This window comes from Pseudomonas sp. RW407, from assembly GCF_003176655.1.
In the GTDB taxonomy this organism is placed as follows: domain Bacteria; phylum Pseudomonadota; class Gammaproteobacteria; order Pseudomonadales; family Pseudomonadaceae; genus Pseudomonas; species Pseudomonas delhiensis.
Window position 1 is genome coordinate 64,706 of record NZ_QGSL01000107.1, and the last position, 17,109, is coordinate 81,814.

The 17,109-nt window shown below is 66.3% G+C and carries 14 protein-coding genes and 1 pseudogene; 10 read left to right on the plus strand and 5 right to left on the minus strand.

Annotation, left to right across the window (positions count from 1 at the left end):
• The first annotated feature begins 3 nt into the window (after positions 1 to 3).
• The 8 genes from DK254_RS24235 to DK254_RS24270 all read left to right on the plus strand — a co-directional run bounded on the left by DK254_RS24235 (position 4) and on the right by DK254_RS24270 (position 7,166).
• Positions 4 to 759, plus strand: coding sequence for an SDR family NAD(P)-dependent oxidoreductase (locus tag DK254_RS24235; RefSeq protein WP_177412108.1), 756 nt, complete (start codon positions 4 to 6; stop codon positions 757 to 759).
• A 17-nt stretch (positions 760 to 776) separates the two neighbouring features.
• Positions 777 to 1,235: a VOC family protein gene (locus DK254_RS24240; RefSeq protein ID WP_245323041.1), complete on the plus strand. Its 459-nt coding sequence runs from the start codon at positions 777 to 779 to the stop codon at positions 1,233 to 1,235.
• Positions 1,232 to 2,218, plus strand: a complete 987-nt coding sequence (locus tag DK254_RS24245; RefSeq protein ID WP_109935894.1) for a fumarylacetoacetate hydrolase family protein — start codon at positions 1,232 to 1,234, stop codon at positions 2,216 to 2,218. The genes DK254_RS24240 and DK254_RS24245 overlap by 4 nt, the downstream gene beginning before the upstream one ends.
• Positions 2,215 to 3,177 (plus strand): NAD-dependent epimerase/dehydratase family protein, encoded by a 963-nt coding sequence (locus DK254_RS24250; protein WP_109935895.1) that lies wholly within the window; start codon positions 2,215 to 2,217, stop codon positions 3,175 to 3,177. The genes DK254_RS24245 and DK254_RS24250 overlap by 4 nt, the downstream gene beginning before the upstream one ends.
• A 38-nt stretch (positions 3,178 to 3,215) precedes the next feature.
• Entirely contained in the window at positions 3,216 to 3,746 is a 531-nt protein-coding gene (locus tag DK254_RS24255; protein ID WP_109935896.1) for a nuclear transport factor 2 family protein, read from the plus strand.
• A 96-nt stretch (positions 3,747 to 3,842) separates the two neighbouring features.
• Entirely contained in the window at positions 3,843 to 5,087 is a 1,245-nt protein-coding gene (locus DK254_RS24260) for an MFS transporter (RefSeq protein ID WP_109935897.1), read from the plus strand.
• A complete protein-coding gene (locus DK254_RS24265; RefSeq protein ID WP_109935898.1) occupies positions 5,088 to 5,864 on the plus strand; it encodes an SDR family NAD(P)-dependent oxidoreductase in 777 nt (258 codons plus the stop codon).
• A gap of 87 nt (positions 5,865 to 5,951) precedes the next feature.
• The gene (locus DK254_RS24270; RefSeq protein ID WP_109935899.1) at positions 5,952 to 7,166 is read left to right on the plus strand and encodes a multidrug effflux MFS transporter; all 1,215 of its coding nucleotides are present in this window, start codon (positions 5,952 to 5,954) and stop codon (positions 7,164 to 7,166) included.
• A 110-nt stretch (positions 7,167 to 7,276) separates the two neighbouring features.
• Here the strand turns inward: DK254_RS24270 and DK254_RS24275 are convergent.
• Positions 7,277 to 7,852, minus strand: a pseudogene (locus DK254_RS24275) (LysR substrate-binding domain-containing protein).
• Between the two features lie 169 nt (positions 7,853 to 8,021).
• On the opposite strand from DK254_RS24275, the gene DK254_RS33890 reads away from it, so the two are divergent.
• Both DK254_RS33890 and DK254_RS24280 read left to right on the plus strand, forming a co-directional pair.
• Entirely contained in the window at positions 8,022 to 8,285 is a 264-nt protein-coding gene (locus tag DK254_RS33890) for a hypothetical protein (protein ID WP_218281454.1), read from the plus strand.
• A 1,495-nt stretch (positions 8,286 to 9,780) separates the two neighbouring features.
• Positions 9,781 to 11,112 carry an IS4 family transposase gene (locus DK254_RS24280; protein ID WP_109935900.1) on the plus strand — a complete coding sequence of 444 codons (1,332 nt, stop codon included), beginning with the start codon at positions 9,781 to 9,783 and terminating at the stop codon, positions 11,110 to 11,112.
• Positions 11,113 to 11,491: 379 nt separating this feature from the next.
• Here the strand turns inward: DK254_RS24280 and DK254_RS24285 are convergent, their stop codons facing one another.
• From DK254_RS24285 to DK254_RS24300, 4 genes are all read right to left on the minus strand, one after another.
• Entirely contained in the window at positions 11,492 to 12,484 is a 993-nt protein-coding gene (locus DK254_RS24285) for a cytochrome-c peroxidase (RefSeq protein ID WP_109935901.1), read from the minus strand.
• A gap of 79 nt (positions 12,485 to 12,563) precedes the next feature.
• Entirely contained in the window at positions 12,564 to 15,395 is a 2,832-nt protein-coding gene (locus tag DK254_RS24290) for a TonB-dependent receptor plug domain-containing protein (RefSeq protein WP_177412109.1), read from the minus strand.
• 121 nt (positions 15,396 to 15,516) lie between these two features.
• On the minus strand, positions 15,517 to 16,575 hold the full coding sequence (locus DK254_RS24295) for a FecR domain-containing protein (RefSeq protein WP_109935902.1): 1,059 nt from the start codon (positions 16,573 to 16,575) through the stop codon (positions 15,517 to 15,519).
• A complete protein-coding gene (locus tag DK254_RS24300) occupies positions 16,565 to 17,080 on the minus strand; it encodes a sigma-70 family RNA polymerase sigma factor (protein WP_109935903.1) in 516 nt (171 codons plus the stop codon). The genes DK254_RS24295 and DK254_RS24300 overlap by 11 nt, the downstream gene beginning before the upstream one ends.
• Positions 17,081 to 17,109 lie beyond the last annotated feature (29 nt).

Sequence of the window (17,109 nt, forward strand, 5' to 3'; positions counted from 1 at the left end):
GCCATGGGCGTATCCCTGCAGGGCCGGGTGGCCGTTGTCAGCGGTGGCGCCGGCGGCATAGGCGCGGCGATCTGCCGGACGCTGGCGGCGGCCGGGGCGAACCTGGTGGTGGGCTACAACAGCTCCCGCGAGCCCGCGCTGCGTCTGGTCGAGGAACTGGCGGAAACCGGCGGCGCGCATTGCGCGTTACCGGTCCCGGTGACCGACAGCGTGGCGCTTGCCGGGCTGGCGGCGGAAGTGGAACGGCGTTATGGCCGTTGCGACCTGCTGGTGAACTGCGCCGGCACCACGCGCTACGTCCCCCATGACGACCTCGATGGCCTCGACGACGAGCTGTTCGAGCGGATACTCGCCACCAATGTGCGCGGCCCCTTCGCCACGTTGCGGGCACTGCGTCCTTTGCTGCAGCGCAGCGACGCCGCGATAGTGGTGAACATCTCCTCCATCGCCGCGGTGAGCGCCATGGGCAGCAATGTCGCCTACTGCGCGTCCAAGGCGGCGCTGGACAACATGACCCGCTCGCTGGCCCGCGCGCTGGCGCCGGCGATCCGCGTGGTGTCGGTGTCGCCGGGGCTGGCCGACACCGAGTTCGTCCAGCGCATGGACCGCGCCTGGCGCGACGAGCAGGCCGAGCGCACGCCACTGCGGCGCCTGGCCGAACCACGGGAGGTGGCCGATGCCGTGCTGGCGGCGGCCACCCATCTGACCTTCACCACCGGCGCCGTCATCCCTGTGGATGGCGGTCGCCCCCTGAGCTGAGCGACAGGAGCGCAGCGATGAATTCGACCCTGCCGGAGATACGCCCGCATCACGTCGGCATCAGCGTGCCGGACATCGACGCCGCCATCGGCTGGTACCAGCGCATGCTCGGCTTCGAACTGGAGATGCGCGCCTTCATCGACATCATCCCGGCGGACGTGGCCTTCGTCCGCCGCGGCGACTTCCGCCTGGAGCTGTTCCAGGTCGAGGGCGCCGCGCCGCTGCCGGCCGAGCGCCGCGAACCCAACCAGGACGTGCGCACCCATGGCAACAAGCACCTGTGCCTGGCCGTGCGGGATGTCCCGGCGACGGTCGCCGGGCTGCGGGAGAAGGGCGCCGACATCGTCTTCGAGAAGGTGGTGCAGGGCACGCCCATGGCGTTCATCCGCGACAACTCGGGAAACCTGCTGGAGCTGATCCAGTGCCCCGAGCTGTGGGCGTCATCCACAAGCGATTGCAAGGAGAACACTCAATGAAACTGGCGACCCTGAGGGACGGCAGCCGCGATGGCCGGCTGCTGGTGGTGTCACGCGATCTCGCCCGTGCGTGCCTTGCCCAGGCCGCGCCCACGCTACAGGCGGCCATCGAGCGCTGGGATGAGCTGGAGCCCGCGCTGCAGGCCGAATACGCCGCGCTGAACGCCGGCACGGCGACGGATGCCTTCGTTTTCGAGCCGACGCAAGTCATGGCGCCGTTGCCGCGCGCCTACCAGTTCGTCGACGCTTCGGCCTTCCTCAACCACGGCGAGATCATGGAGCGCGCCTATGACCTCGACGTGAGGAAGGAAAGCGGCGTGCCCATCCTGGTCCAGCGCCAGGGCGACGACTTCCGCGGCCCCCGCGACGACTATCCCTTCCCGAGCGAGCAGGACAACTGCGACTTCGAAGGAGAAGTGGCTGTGCTGCTGGATGACGTGCCCATGGGCGTGACGGCGCAGGAGGCCCAGGCGCACATCAAGCTGTTCCTGCTGCTCAACGACGTGTCCATGCGCGCGCACCTGTTCCGCGAGCTGTCGATGGGCTTCGGCTTCATCAACGCCAAGCCCGCCACCGTGTTCGCCCCGGTGGCGGTGACGCCGGACGAGCTGGGCGAGGCCTGGCGCGACGGACGGGTGCACCTGGACCTGCAGGTGAGCCGCAACGGGGAATGGTTCGGCAACCCCAATGGCGCGGAGATGGACTTCTCCTTCGGCGAGCTGATCGCCCACCTGGCCTACAACCGGAACCTGCGCGCCGGCACCGTGCTGGCCTCGGGGACCTTCTCCAACCGTGGCTACCGCGAGGTCGGCTCGGCCTGCCTGGCCGAGCGCCGGGCGATCGAGAAGCTCGAACAGGGTGAGCCGCGCACCGGCTTCATGCGCTTCGGCGAGGTGCTGCGCTTCGAGATGCTCGGCCTCGACGGCCAGTCGCTGTTCGGCGCCATCGAGCAGCGCCTGGTGTCCACGGAGGGCAGGGCATGAACGTACTGGTAACCGGCGGCAACGGCTTCGTCGGCCGCGAGCTGGTCAAGCGCCTGTTGGCGGCTGCTTCGCCATTGCCGGAAGGGACCCCGCTGCGGCGCCTGAGCGTGGTGGACATGGGCGGCGAGCACCTGCCGGCCGACCCGCGGCTGCATCTGGTCAGTGGCAGCATCGCCGATCCGGCGGTGCTGGATGCCGCGCTGGAGGTGGCGCCGGACCTGGTGTTCCACCTGGCGAGCATTCCCGGCGGGGCCGCCGAGCGCAATTTCGAGCTGGGCCTGCAGGTCAACCTCCACGCGACCCTCGCGCTGTTCCAGCGGCTCGCCCAGCAGGGGAGGTGCCCGCGGGTGGTCTTCACCAGCACCATCGCGGTCTATGGCTCGCCGCTGCCCGCGCAGGTGGACGATGCCTCGCCGCTGCGCCCGGGGTTGTCCTACGGGGCGCACAAGCTGGTTGGCGAAATCCTCCTGGAGGACTACAGCCGCCGCGGCCTGCTGGATGGCCGCATCCTGCGCCTGCCCGGCATAGTCGCCAGGCCGCCGGAGCCCTCGGGGCTGCTGTCGGCTTTCATGAGCGACCTGTTCTGGAAGCTGGCCGCCGGCGAGCCCTTCCGTTGCCCGGTGTCCGCCGGCGCGGTGGCCTGGTGGATGTCGGTCGGCTGCTGCGCCGGGAACCTGTTGCATGCGGCCCGGCTGCTGCCCGAGCAGGTTGCTGCGCGACGCGCCTATACCCTGCCGGTGCTGCGCCTGAGCGTGGCGGAAGTGGTGGAGGGGCTGGCCGCACGCTTCGGAGAAGAACGCCGGGCGCTGGTCGACTACCGGCCCGACGCACAGCTGGAGGCCGCCTTCGGTTGTCTCCCGCCGCTGGATGCCCGCGCCGCGCAAGCGATCGGTTTCCGCCACGACGGCAGCGTGCAGTCGCTGGTGGACAACGCCATGGCCTGGCGCGAGCCGGCCTGAATTTTTCCTCGTACAACAACAAAGAGAGAGGCAAGACCATGAAACTGAACAAGTTCGCCGCCGTACTCGCCGTCACCGCCATGGCCCTGGGTGCAATCGCCGGCGCATACGCCGCCGATGCCAGCGCGCCGGAGGAGGGACACGTGGTTGACCGGCAGAGCTTCGAGCACTACCTGGCGTTGTTCAACCAGAAGAACCCGGCTGCGTTCGAGAAGTACTACGCGCCCAACGTGCGTATGTCCAACGGCGGGCTGGTGTTCAACAGCATCCCGGAGGTGGAGGCGCACTACCGCAAGATCTGGGGGGCGATGGACGAGAAGGTCAACCTCGAGGAGTTCCTCTTCGATGGCAAGACCCTCGCCGTGCAACTGCTCGTGACCTTCGACGTGCCAAGGGATGCGGCGAATACGCCGTTCGGCCCGCTGCGCAAGGGCGAACGCTTCCAGTTCCATGGGCCGATCTTCTACAAGCTCAACGACGAAGGTAAGTTCACCGACATCAAGGTCGGCTACTACAGCTTCAGCCGTACCACCGATGGCGTCACCCATTCCATGGGGATGCCGCACTAGCGCCTGCGGTTGCGGCGCGCCTTCGTCCCGGGTTCCCGGGCGAGGGCCGCCACCCCTGTCGACTCGATCTGATACAAGAACAAACCGGAGAGTCCGATGAGCTCATCCAGCCTGGCCCGTTCGCCGAAGGCGGCGCTGGCGACCTACCTGCTGCTGCTGGTCAACTGCCTGTCCCCCATGGCGGCTATCGTCATAGCACCGAGCCTGCCCCAGATGCAGGCGCATTTCGCCGACGTGCCCCACGTCGAGTTCCTGGTTCCGGTCGCATTGACCATTCCCGGCCTGCTGGTCGCGCTGCTCAGCCCGCTGGTGGGCGTGCTCGCCGACCGTTTCGGGCGCAAGCGCCTGCTGATCTGGGCAATCGTCGGCTACGGCGTGCTCGGCACTCTGCCGATGTTCCTGCAATCGTTGCATGCGATCATCGCCAGCCGTGTCGCGCTGGGCTGCGTGGAGGCGGTGATAGTGACCGTCAGCACCATGCTGATCGGTGACTACTACAGCGGTGCCCAGCGCCAGAAGTACCTGGCCCTGCAGACGACCTTCGCCTCGACCTCGGCGATCCTCTTCTTCATGATCGGCGGCGCCCTGGGCGAGTTGGGCTGGCGCGTGCCGTACGTGGTCTATTCGTTGCCATTGCTGCTGGCGCTGTTCTGCCAGTTGCTGCTGTGGGAGCCTCTGCCGGCGGAGCTGGCCCGGGCCGAGGAGGAAAGCCGTGGCGGCCCGCAGGTCTTCCGGCCCTACCTGCTGCTGGGTATCTGCCTGATCACCTTCGTCGGCGCGGTCGCCTTCATGGTCCTGCAGATCCAGATGGCCTACCTGCTGGCGGGCATCGGCGAGCACTCGCCACGCACCGCCGGCCTGATCGCCTCGGCCTGCAGCGTGATGATCGTCCTGGGCACCCTCTCGGTGCACCTGCTGGTGCGCCTGGGGCTGCGCACGCCGCATTGCCTGACACTGGCCTTCGGCCTGATCGCCGCGAGCTTCCTGCTGATTCCCGGCGTCCACGACAGCCGCGGGATGCTCGAGGTCGCCCTGGTCAACGGCCTGGGCTGCGGCCTGCTGCTACCGACGCTGGCCATCTGGAACATGCGCGAGCTGCCCTGGTTCCGCCGCGGCCTGGGAACCGGCATGTGGTACGGCAGCTACTGCCTCGGCATGTTCCTCAGCCCGATCCTGGTGGTTGCCCTGAGCCGCGCCAGCGGCGCGCTGCCGGTCACCGTGGGGTGGCTGGGCTGGGCCCTGGTGCCCGTCGTCCTGGCCGCCTTCGTCGCCTGCCTGTGCCGATACAAGCGCAAGAGATGCATCGTCCGCGTGGTGGCCCGCAACCTGGAGGACGCCTGAATGACCAAGGGACAACGTCTGGCCGGAAAGGTCGCCATCGTCACCGGTATCGGCAGCGGCATCGGCCAGGGCTGCGCCCTGCTGTTCGCTCGGGAAGGGGCGCGGGTGGTGGGGTGCGACATAGATGCCGCGGCCGCCGAGCGGACGCTGGCGATGGCCCGCGAACAGGGGCTGGAGCTGCTCAGCCTGCACCCCTGCGACCTGACCGAGCCGCAGGACGCCAGGCGCCTGGTGGAGTTCGCCATTGCCAGCCACGGCGGCATCGATGTCCTGGTCAATGCGGCGGCGTTCGGTGCCTTCGCCTGGATCGAGGACATGGACTACCAGAGCCAGTGGCGGCGGACGCTGAGCGGGGAGCTGGACATCGTCTTCCTGCTCTGCCAGGCCGCCTGGCCTCATCTGAAGCGGCGCGGCGGCTCCATCGTCAACTTCGCCTCGGCCAATGCCTGGATGGCCCTGGAAGGCTCGCCGGCACTGGCCCACTGCGCTGGCAAGGGCGGCGTGCTGGCGATGACCCGGCAACTGGCCCTGGAGGGTGGGCCACACCGGATTCGCGCCAACAGCATCTCGCCCGGGCTGATTGAGACCAATGCCACCCGCGAGCACCTGGCGCGCGACCCCGCGTTCCTCCAGACCGCGCTCGACAAGCAGATGCTGCGCCAGCGCATCGGGCAGCCGGAGGACGTCGCCTGGGCCGCGCTCTACCTGGCCAGCGACGAGTCCGCCTGGGTCACCGGCAGCGACCTGAAGGTGGACGGCGGCGCCACCGCCGGATGACCCCTGGGGCGGGGGCCGGCTTGCGCCTCGCCCCGTTCCCGTAGGCCGCTCCAATCTCCATCGGATCCGCTACAAGGAAAACGCTGCATGCGGGCATCGGCAGATATCCGTTCACCCAACGCCGTCAGGCGCCTGATCGTCGTATTGGCGATGCTCGCCGCCTTCGCGCCCTTCGCCACCGACATGTATTTGCCCGCCTTCGCACAACTGGCTGCGCATTTCGGCTCCAGCCATGGCGGCATGGAGTCGACCTTGTCGCTGTTCTTCCTCGGCCTGGCGGTCGGGCAGTTCTTCTATGGCCCGCTGATAGACCGCTACGGCCGCCGCCTGCCATTGTTGCTGGGCGTGGTCCTGTTCCTCGGCGCCAGCCTCGGCTGCCTGCTGGCGCCGAGCCTGGAGGTGTTCAGCGGCATGCGTTTCGCCCAGGCGCTGGGCGGCTGCGCCGGCATGATCATTGGCCGGGCAATCGTCAGCGACCTGTTCGGCCCGCTGGAAAGCGCCCGGGTGCTGTCGCTGTTGATGTCGCTGATGGCCTTTGCGCCCATAGTCGCGCCGCTGCTTGGCGGGTGGATCCTGCTGTTCGCCGGCTGGCAGGCGATCTTCGTGTTCCTGCTGTCGTTCGCCGCCCTGTGCCTGGGGCTGGTGTGGCGATACGTGCCGGAAACCCTGGGGCCGCAGCGACGCAAGTCGATTCATCCGCTGGCCGTGGGGCGTGGCTACCTGGCGCTGTGCCGGACCCCGGCCTTCCTGATACCCGCCGTGGTCGGCGGCCTGGCGCAGGCCTGCATGTTCGCCTTCATCACCGGCTCGCCCAGCGTATTCATGGAGACCTTCTCTGTCAGCGAGCAGGCCTATGGATGGCTGTTCGGCCTCAATGCGCTGGGCCTGATCGTCGGCGCCCAGGTCAATCGGCAACTGCTGCGCCGCCATTCGATGGAACGCCTGCTGGGGCTGGCGCTCGGCTTGAACCTGGCTGCCGGGCTGGCGCTGGTCGCAGTGGCTGGCCTGGGCCAGCTGGCGCTACTGCTGTTGCCATTGTGGCTGTGCATCGCCTCGCTCGGGCTGATCGCCGGCAACGCCGCCGCCCTCGCCATGGGCGCCAGCGGCAGCCTGGCAGGGATGGGCTCGGCGCTCATAGGCATCCTGCAGTTCCTCTTCGCCTTTCTCGTCAGCAGCCTGGTCGCCGCCTTGCAGGATGGCACGGCGTACCCCATGTCTGTCGCCATGGCCGGGGCGGGGCTGCTGGCGACCGGGCTGTGGTTCATGGCACTGCGTTGTCGGTTGTGCCGGGCAAGGAGCTGATTGGCTTCTGATCGAGGGGGTGGCCGCTTGGCCGCGCCGACCAAACGCTGTGCGAATGCCTGGGAGCAAGCCAATCATCGTCCACGGGCTCTGGCAACCGGAGCGGGGTGCTACTCGATATCTCTGAAGCCGCGTAGCACTTCCAGGAAGGCTCGTAGCACCGGCGACTGATCACCCTTGCGGTACAGGCAGATCAGTTCGATGGTCGAGTCGCCGCGGCAATTCAGCGGACGGTAGATCACCCCCGGCAGGCGCAGGTTGACCGCTGCCCGCGGCACGATGCTCAGGCCCATGCCGCCACCGACCAGGGCGATGCTGGTGGTCACGTCGGTGACCTCGTGCGCCACCACCGGCTGAGCCCCGTAGCGCTCGAACATCTGCCGGATCTGCACCACCAGGCTGCCGCGCACGCCGCGCGGGTAGAGAATCAGCGGTTCTTCGAGAATCTCCTGCAGGTCGATGCTTTCCTGCTGCGCCAGCCGATGGCCTTCCCCCAGGGCCAGTATCAGCGGCTCCTGGCGTACCTCTTCCTGTGCGATGTCCGGTTACGCGGGAACCAGCCGATTGAAGCCGATGGTCAGGCGGCGCTCGCGCAGGGCCTGGATCTGCGCGTCCTTGTCCATTGGGTGCAGGGCGACCCTTACCTCGGGGTGGGCGCTGGTGAACCGCTTGAGCACCTGGGGCACCAGGTCCAGGATCGACGAGCCGAATATGCCGATGGCCAGGCCGCCTCGCTGCAGGGCCGCGGATGGCGCTAGGGAAGGGCGGGTTACGCACAATCCGATAGATGAGTACCGTTGCTGCCAGTCAGTAGGTTGATTGCTGGCACCAAGGAAGAGCTTTCAATTCAAGGAGATGTCTGTGTATCTAGGTGCTTTTGGATGGCTATTGCTTGCCATCGCTTTTTGCGTTCTCGGTGTCGTTCTCAGCAAAAGCCGCTGGCATGAATGGGCGCTTGCTCTTGCCATTCCGGCCATTGCATCTGCGTTTGCCGCACTGATGACATTTCTCTTCGATCTTTCCCTGAAGTGGCAGTTGGTAACTGCTGTTGTGCCATTCGCTCTAATGTCGGTCTTTCTATTGTTCCACCTGAGGATTTGGCCGCGGAAATGGCACTGATTTTCTAAGTTTCCCCAGGCAGGTCTCTGCCGCTAAGCCATGCTCAGGCATTGCATACTGCGCGTAAGCGATATCTCGAGTTGGCTCGTAGACAGCACAGCACAGCACAGCACAGCAAGTGCATGCTGCAGCGTCGAGGGAGATACGGTCAGCTAGATGATGCGACGCATCCGCTGCGTCCGAGCCAACACATACGCCGACGGCCTTTTAGATGTCGAACAACGTGGCGAGGACGCACTCGCTTGGCAATTGTGCTGGCGACCCGTAATCCCACCATGCCGGAAGGTGGCGACATGACGGATGATGTGATGACCATCACCGACCCGCTGATCGGCCGGCCCTCAAGACCCGGTTTATCGCCAGTTTCTGCGGACCGCCTATCACGTCTGTCTGGCCTGGGGCCACGCCATTAAGTTCGAACACATCGGACTGCTCCTCGGCTGATCCAACCCACAACGACAACCAGGGGCTTCGGCCCCTGCATTGTTTCTGGAGAACTGCACGACTGGTAAATCAGAAGGACGCTGAGGCCCTGGTTGGTCAAGGCAATCGAACTGAGTGGGCTTGCTGTAGAGGAACTCGCCGCACTTTACAAGAAGTAGCGCAGTCATTGCCGAGGACTCGCACAGCTTCGTTATTGGCGTCACTGGCGTTGTCGGGATGATGCAAATAAACGACCTGCGCACTCTGGTAACGGGTGTTAGCAACATGACCACTCCCGTGGTGATCAACTCCACTGGTTTCAGCGATTACGTCAGAGGTGGGGCGGTCAACATCAGGCCGCAGACAGGCAGGGCCTAGGCAAGTCGATTGGCTTACTACTCGGACAAGGATAAGCGGCGTGGCGTCATGGCTGCGCAGTCCATCGAGTACTACCGCCAGTGCAGAATTAACGCTTGGCGCGCGGAATTTTGGAAGGTTCCAAAAGACCGTTCGTGGGGTAAGGACCATTCTGGCTGGGAGTCCGGTTGCGTGCGCAAGGGGTGTGGCAGTCTTTTTTATTGCAGAAAACGTGCAGGAGAAACCCTTCTAGCGGGAGTCGGTTGGTAGAAAACCATGAAGAACTGCTGAACCCCTTCGCCTGTAATTGGCGATAGATCGGGTGCAAAATTTCTTCATAGAAAAAGCAAAACCCCCAAGAGCTTGGCCGGCTCGCGGGAGTTTTCATCCACCCCATGTACAGACCATGAGGAGAGCGTGATTGGATGATAGTCGATCAAAGTTAGAGATTCACCCGAGAGAGGGGCTGAAAATGGATCTTGTCACTGACTGGTGGATTCGCGCCTGTATCGGCGTCGCTATTTTGCTGATTGCTCTTGGCTGCCTGGCGCTGGCAGTTACCCCTCTGGCGCAGGTCCTTCTCGGCCTATAGCCGTATAGACGGTCAGCAACGAATAAAGCCCGCCCTGAGCGTAATGCTGTTCACTTAAGCATTTGAGCCTCAGCGGGGCCTTCCCTGAAAATCCGATGCCAGACTTCTGGCATCGGATTTTTTATGTCTTTCCAACAGCATCTGCTCGACTTGGGCGACCTGTTCAACTTCTCCGATCTGAGTACCTTCACCCAGAACATTCCGGTCGAGTGGGTGGAATCCGCGCTGCACCTTTCCTCGCAGGCCACCATCCGGCGGCGGCGCCTGCCTGCCGATCAGGTGCTCTGGTTGGTACTGGGCATGGCGCTATTCCGCGATGAGCCCGTCCATGAAGTGGCCAGGCGCCTGAATATCTGCGCCCAGGGCCTGGCTTCCGACCACCTGCTGGCGAGAAGTGGTGTCAGCGAGGCCCGCAAGCGGCTCGGCGCCGATCCGGTCGAATGGTTGTTCCGCAAGACCGGCAACCAGTGGGGATGCGAACGCCATGACGGTGATACCTGGCAGGATCTGCGTGTCCTGGCGGTGGATGGCGCGCTCCTGCGCACCCCGGATACCCCCGAGCTGCGCGAGCATTTCAGCTCCGGCAACACCGCCACTGACCGCCAGACGCCGTATCCCATGATGCGCCTGGTCGCGTTGATGAACGTGCGCTCGCACGTGATTCTGGATGCCCAGTTGGGCCCCTACCGACGCAGCGAAATGCGCCTGGCTGACGAGTTTCTTCAACAGATCCCCGATCACTCGGTGACTCTCTTCGACAAGGCCTTCTGGAGTGCCGATTTACTGCTGAGCGTCGCCACTGCAGGCGAGAACCGCCACTGGTTGATTCCTGCTCGCAGGGGTCTGGTCAGCGAAGAGCTGGTCCGTTACGGCAAGCAGGACCGCCTGCTGCGCATGAAGGTGTCGGCGCAGGCGCGAAAACGTAACCCGGAACTGCCGACCCACTGGGAGGTGCGCGAAGTTAGCTACGAACGCCAGGGCAAGCTGAAAACCGTGCTGACCTCGTTGCCGGCCGATCGCTACAGCGCCAAGGCCCTTGCCGACCTGTACCAGGAGCGCTGGGAGATTGAACTGGGCTTCCGGGATATCAAGAGCTCCCTGCAGCAGAACGCGGTCACCCTGCGCAGCAAGAAGGTCGAGCTTATCTATCAGGAAGTCTGGGGGTTGCTGCTGAGCTACAACGTCATTCGCCGTGAGGCGAGTCAGGCAGCGGTGGCCTTCGGCCGCTCAGCATCCGAGATACGCTTCAAGCCGGTAGCCCACTACATCGCCGTTCAACTGATCGTGATGGCAGCGGCCAATCCGATTTCTGCTACCGGAAGGCGATTGACGGAGTTGCGGGCCGGGATCGGCGGGCTGTTTCTGGATCGCCGTCCAAGGCCTACCAGGCCAAGGACGGTGAAGATCTCAAAGACTCGCTACCCGGTGAACCGCAAGGCCGCTCCGCTTAAGTGAACAGCATTACGCCCTGAGCGGGCTTCGTCATTTCTAGAGTCCTATGAAACCACGGACGAGGGTTTGCTGCGCCCGTATCGTGGCCTGGCATCGTGGTGTGATTGGCTGTGTACCCGACTGACTTCATGATGAGCAACGGAACGGTCTACTCGATCGAGTCCGGTTACGAGTTCAGCGAGATGGACACCACCGACAGCATGTCGCCGTCGAGCGTGGACCTGAGCGGTATCCTGGATCACGGAATCATCCGGGAGGAATTGCCCATCGTCGTTTTCGACAATGCACTCCTACGTCTTCGCTACCTTCTGATGGTGCCCCTCGAAGATGAAGAACTGTTTGGCGTCATGATTCTCGGCAAGACCACTCTCACCGATGACACCTACAACGCCTGGAGAAAATCCAGCAATGCCTGCAGCTCCTGCGCATCCAGTTGCAAGGGCCTGAGCAGTGGCGAGGTCTTCGGGAACAGCGGGTCATCCTTCTGCCGGGCCGTCGGCAGCGGGTGGAACATCCCGGCGTTGTACATGTTGAGGATGCCGCGCAGGTCGCCGAACAGGCCGTTGTGCATCCAGGGCCCGGTACGCGCGACCTGGCGCAGCGAGGGCGTGCGGAATGCGCCGACGTCCTCGGCGCGGCCGGTCACCCGGTAGCGGCCGAGGTCCTCGTAGCGGCGGCCGTAGTAGGTCAGGCCGAGGTTGTGGAAGCTGTCGTCGCTCAGGGCCTCGCCCTGGTGGCAGTTCAGGCAGCGCGCCTTGCCTCGGAACAGGTGCAGGCCATGCAGCTGGGTGTCGCTCAGCGCCTTGCCGTCGCCCAGCAGGAAGCGGTCGAGGGCGCCGCGCCGGGGCGTCAGGCTGCGCTGGTAAGCCGCCAGCGCCTTGCCCACTTGAGCGGCGTCGATCGGCACGTTGCCGAAGGTGTCGGCGAAGGCCCGCGGATAGTCTGGGTGCGCGCGCAGGCGCTCGAGGAGCGGGTCGATGGCGAAGGCCATCTCCGCGGCGTCGACGATGGGCATCAGCGCCTGCTGCTCCAGGCTGCCGGCGCGGCCGTCCCAGAACAGGTTGGCGAAGTGGCCGGCCATGGCCGCGCTGGGGGCGTTGCGTGTGCCGGCCTGGCGGTCGTGGCCGAAGGACACGCGGCGGCCGTCGGCGAAGGCCAGGTCCGGCTCGTGGCAGGAGGCGCAGGCGATCTGCCCGGAGCGCGACAGCAGCGGGTCGAAGAACAGCCGCTTGCCCAGGTCGACCTGGCGCTTGTCCTGGGCCGGCGGCGCGGACAGCGGCGCCAGCTCGCGCCAGGCCACGCCGGGGTCGACATGGGGCGCCGGCCACTGCGCAGCGGGCCGGCTGTAGACCTGGCGCAGGCAGGCGTAGTCCACCGGCTTCGCCTCCAGGCGCGTGGCGCAGTCCTCGCCGTGGGCCAGGCCGGCGAGCAGCAGCCCGGCGGCCAGCAGCGTCCTAGAAGCGATAGCCCACCTCCACCCAGAACTGGCGGCCGACCTCGTAGGTGGGGATGCCGGAGGTGCTGCTCACCGTGCTCACCGCGACCTTGTCGAGCACGTTGAACACGTCGAGGTTGACGAACACCGCCTGGTCCTTCGCCGTCGGCTGCTCCCAGGCCAGGCGCAGGTCCCAGGTGACCACTGCGCTCTGGCGCTTTTCTTCCCAGACGTCCACCGGGGTGCCCTGGTAGTCCACGCTGTCGCCGGTGTCGATGATCTGCCGGTAGCCGGCGCGGTAGCGCAGGAAGTTGCTCCAGGTGAGGTTGGCCCGGGGGATCTCGGTGATGGTGGTCAGGCGCGCGGTCCAGGGGCGGTTGAAGTTGTCCGCCGGGCGTTCGGAGTAGCGCATGAACTTGCCGTCGTACTGGATGATCGGGTCGGCCAGGTCGGCCTCGCTGACCGCCGTGGAGTAGTCGACGTTGGAACTGGTCACGTCGGTCCAGTCCAGGGCCAGCTGCAGCATGCTGCTGGTGCCGGCCAGCTCGAAACGGCGCTGCGGGGTGACGGTGAAGGTGAGGATGTCGCTCTCGCTGCTGCCGTCGTTGGTGTAGGTGTAGTAGCTGGTGCTCAGGTCGCCGCTGGCCGGCTGGCCGAGGTAGCGGCCCTGGGTGCGGATGATCTGGTCGCGGCCGTCGCGGTGCACGTACTTCAGGGCGAACTCGGTGTTCCAGGCCAACTGGCTGACGCCCAGGGTCCACTCGTCGTCGTAGGGGATGTCCAGCTGGTTGAAGCGGGTGTCGTTCAGGGTCCGCACCGGGGCGCCCCAGTCGGCGCCACCGCTGGCGCGGGTCATCTTGTACTGCAGGGCGCTGCGGCCGTCGTACAGGCGGTAGGCGAACATGTTGCGCCCGTAGTAGCGGTTGGCGCCTGCGCTGAAGCGGGTGTGGCCGTCGCCGAACAGGTCGTACTCGGCGGCGAAGCGCGGCGCCAGGGTCTTCTTGTCCATGTAGTCGTCGCCGTCCAGGCGCAGGCCGGGGCGCAGGGTGAGGCGGCCGATGGCGATGCGGTCCTGGGCGTAGAGCGCCCAGGAGGTGGTGTCGAGCTCGATCTTGCCGGCTTCGTAGACGTTCAGCTGGGTGAACGCCTGGCCCTGGTTCTTGGGGAAGTAGGGTGCCGGGCTCAAAGAGCACCAGTCGGTTTCCACGCAGGCGTCGCTGCCCTTGAGCAGCGAGCCGTACTGGAATTCCTCCAGGCGCTCGTAGTAGGCGTTCTGCCGGGCCAGCTCCAGGCCGGTCTGCACTTCGTGCTCGCTGCCCAGCAGGTGCCAGGGATGCCAGTCGGCGTTGAGCTTGTAGGTCAGGCTGGTCTGGCGCTGCTCGATGTCGCCGTAGTTGCCCTCGGAGCTGAGCATCGTGGAGCTGGTGGCGTTGGGCGCGCTCCAGTTCTTCTCCGGCGACCAGCGCCAGCCCTTGTAGTAGTTGGTCTGGCTGTCGCGGGAGTTGTCCAGGCGCGACCAGCCGAAGGTCTGGGTGACGTTGGCCAGCGAGGCGTCCCAGATTGCCCGCAGGCTGGCCTGGTAGCCGCCGGACTCGATGTCGAGCATGGAGTCGCGGCCGTTGACGATGAAGTAGCGGTTGTCCTGCGGCGCGTAGGTCAGCGCGCCCTCGAAGGCGAGGTCGTCGCGGGCCTGCCAGACGCCCTTGAGGTAGTAGTTGTCGATGCGCCGGGTCTGGTCCTTGTCGACGCCCTCGGCCGGGTCGCTGTAGTTGGCGTTGTAGCCCTTGAGCGGAATGGTCGAGCGCTTGGAGGAGTAGTTCAGCAGCAGGCCGAAGTCGTCGGTGACGTGGCCTTCGAGGGTGCTGCGCAGCACCAGCTTGTCGAATTCCGGCTGGTTGAGGTAGCTGGTGGAGTCCTCGAAGCTCTGCTGGTCGCGTTCGTCGATGTGGTAGCGCGTCCACTCCGAGCGGCTCACCTGGGCCGAGACCTTGCCATGCAGCTCCCGGGTGGGCTGCCGGGTGTTGGCCTCGATCACCCCGCCGTTGAAGCCGCCGTAGGCGGCCGGCACGTTGCTGTCGAGCACCGTCACCGAGTCGAGCAGGTCGGTGTCCAGGGCCAGGCCCTGGCTGCGCCCGGGCACGTCGGTCATGTTGCTGGCGCTGCCGGCGTCGGCGGCCGGGTTGATGTCGTTGTTCATGCTCACGCCGTCGACCAGGAACAGGTTCTGCCAATACTTGGCGCCGTTGATGCTGACGTTGGCCGGGTCGATCTCGCCGGGCGTCTTGCTGCTCAGCTGGGCGTCGTCGAACTGCACGTTGGGGTCCATCTTCAGCAGGCTGGTGATGTCGCCGTTGCCGGCCGGCATGCGCTCGATCAGCTCGCGGTCGAAGCTCATCGCACCCTGGAAGTCCTGTTCGCGCGTGGCGCGCACCCAGACGTCGGCGGTGGGGATGGCATGGCTGAGGTCGACGCGGAACAGCGACACCAGGTTCGGCTCGCCGTAGCGCCAGTGCAGGCCGCTGCCCTGCAGCAGCTGGTTGAGGGCGTCCCAGGCGCTCATCTGGCCGGACACCGGCTGGCTACGCAGGCCTTCCAGCAGTTCGCTGTCGGCGCTGACCTGCAGGCCGCTCTGCTGGCCGAAGACGAGCAGGGCGGTGGCCAGCCGTTGCGCGGGAATCTCGAAGCGCTGCTTGCGCTCCAGTGGCGCGTCGTCGTCCTGGGCCGGGGCATCGGCCAGGGCGGGCAGGGACGCGAGGGGGACGAGGCACAGCAGGCCGATGCCGCCGAGTCGGCGCAGGGGCAGGTAGAAACGGCCGCGGCCGTGGGCCACGGACTTCCCGTTCAGATTCATGGAGCGCTGTCTCCGAAAGGCGCGCGAAGGCGCCATGTGCAGTTGATAACGACTATCAGTCGTGTTCAGCGCTCAATGACGTAAGTGAGGGGGCGATTTTTCAATCGCCGAATGAAATTTCTTACTTTCCTGGATGTACCGACAGCCACAGCGGGCCCCAGCCGCCCACTTCGCCGCCGAAGGGCCGGACCATGGCCTGCAGTGCGCGGCGTGGATCGCGCAGGTCGTAGATGCCGGTGACGCGCTTGCCGGCGAAGGCCTGTTCATCCACCAGCAGCACGCCCGGGTAGTTGCGCCGCAGTTGCTCCAGCAGGTCGAGCAGCGGCGTGTCGTTGGCCAGCAGCTGGCCCTGGCGCCAGGCGCCGATCTGTCCGGCGGGCACCTTCTCCTGGCGCACCTGCCCGTCGGGCACCTCGACCCGCAGCCGGTCACCGGGGCCCAGCTGGCGCGGCGGCAGGCCACGGGGCGGCTGGACGCGCACCGAACCGCGCGCCACCGCTACCTCCCAGGCCTGCCCCTCGGCACGGACGTCGAAGGCCGTGCCGGTCACCACCACCGTGCCGCCACCGGCCTCGACGCTGAAGGGGCGCGCGCTGTCGCGGGCGACGTCGAAGAAGGCCTCGCCCTGCACCAGGCGGACCTGCCGCTGGTTGCCGCTGAACGCCAGCTCCAGGCGGCTGCCGGCGGCCAGCGATACCTGGCTGCCATCGGGCAGGCGCAGTTCGCGGTTGGTGCTGGCGCTGAAGCGGTCGGGGTCCTCCGGCTGGAGGGTCCAGGCGAGCATGCCCAGCAGCAGCGAGGCCGCCAATGCCTGCGGCCAGCGCTTGCGCCGTTGGCGCTGGGCCCTTGGCGCCACAGGCGCGGCCTGGGGTGCCAGTGTTTGCGCCGCTGCGCTTTCGGCGGGCATGCCGCTGAGCTGCCAGGCCCGCCCGAGCTGGCGCAGCGCCCGGGCGTGGCGCGGGTCGGCCTCGGCCCAGGCGCGGCAGGCGCGGCGCAGTTCCATCGAGTCCGGCGCTTCACGCAGGCGCATCAGCCAGTCCATGGCCTGCTGCCAGGCTGGATCATCGTCCCGGGGCGGGTGTCGCTCGTCGGTCTCGCTCACGCAGTCCTGCTCATCCATGGGGTAGGAGGGCGTCATTGTCGGGCGCTTGCGCCCGCGGCGCCAGGTTTCATTGTCCATCGTCGGTCAGGCTCCGTGCACAGTGGCCGAGGGCCTGGCGCACCAGGTTGTGGACCATCCCCACGGAAAGCCCCAGCTGGTCGGCGATGGCCTGCAGGGTCAGGCCTTCCAGGCGGTACAGCTCGAAGACCCGTCGCGTACGCTCGGGCAACTCGCCGAGCGCGCGGTGCACGCGCTGCAATTCCTCGCGCTGCAGCGCGATCTGTTCCGGCGAGGGGCGCTGGTCGCTGAGGAAATCGAAGAAGTCATCGTCTGCCGCCTGCTGTTCCCCATGCAGTGGCCGGCGCACGAAGTCCAGCGCCAGGTTGCGCACGATGCGGTACAGGTAGGCGCTGGGCTGGTGCAGTTGGGCGACGTTCATCTCCGCGCTGGCGAAGCGCAGCCAGGCCTCCTGGACGACGTCCTCGGCGTGCGCCCGGCAACCGACGATGGGCGTGGCGTAGGTGACCAGCGCGGTGCGGTGGGTAAGGAACAGCTGCAGCTTGTGTTGGCCTGGGTCTGTCACGGTGCCGGGTGTCTGACGGTCGCGAGGGG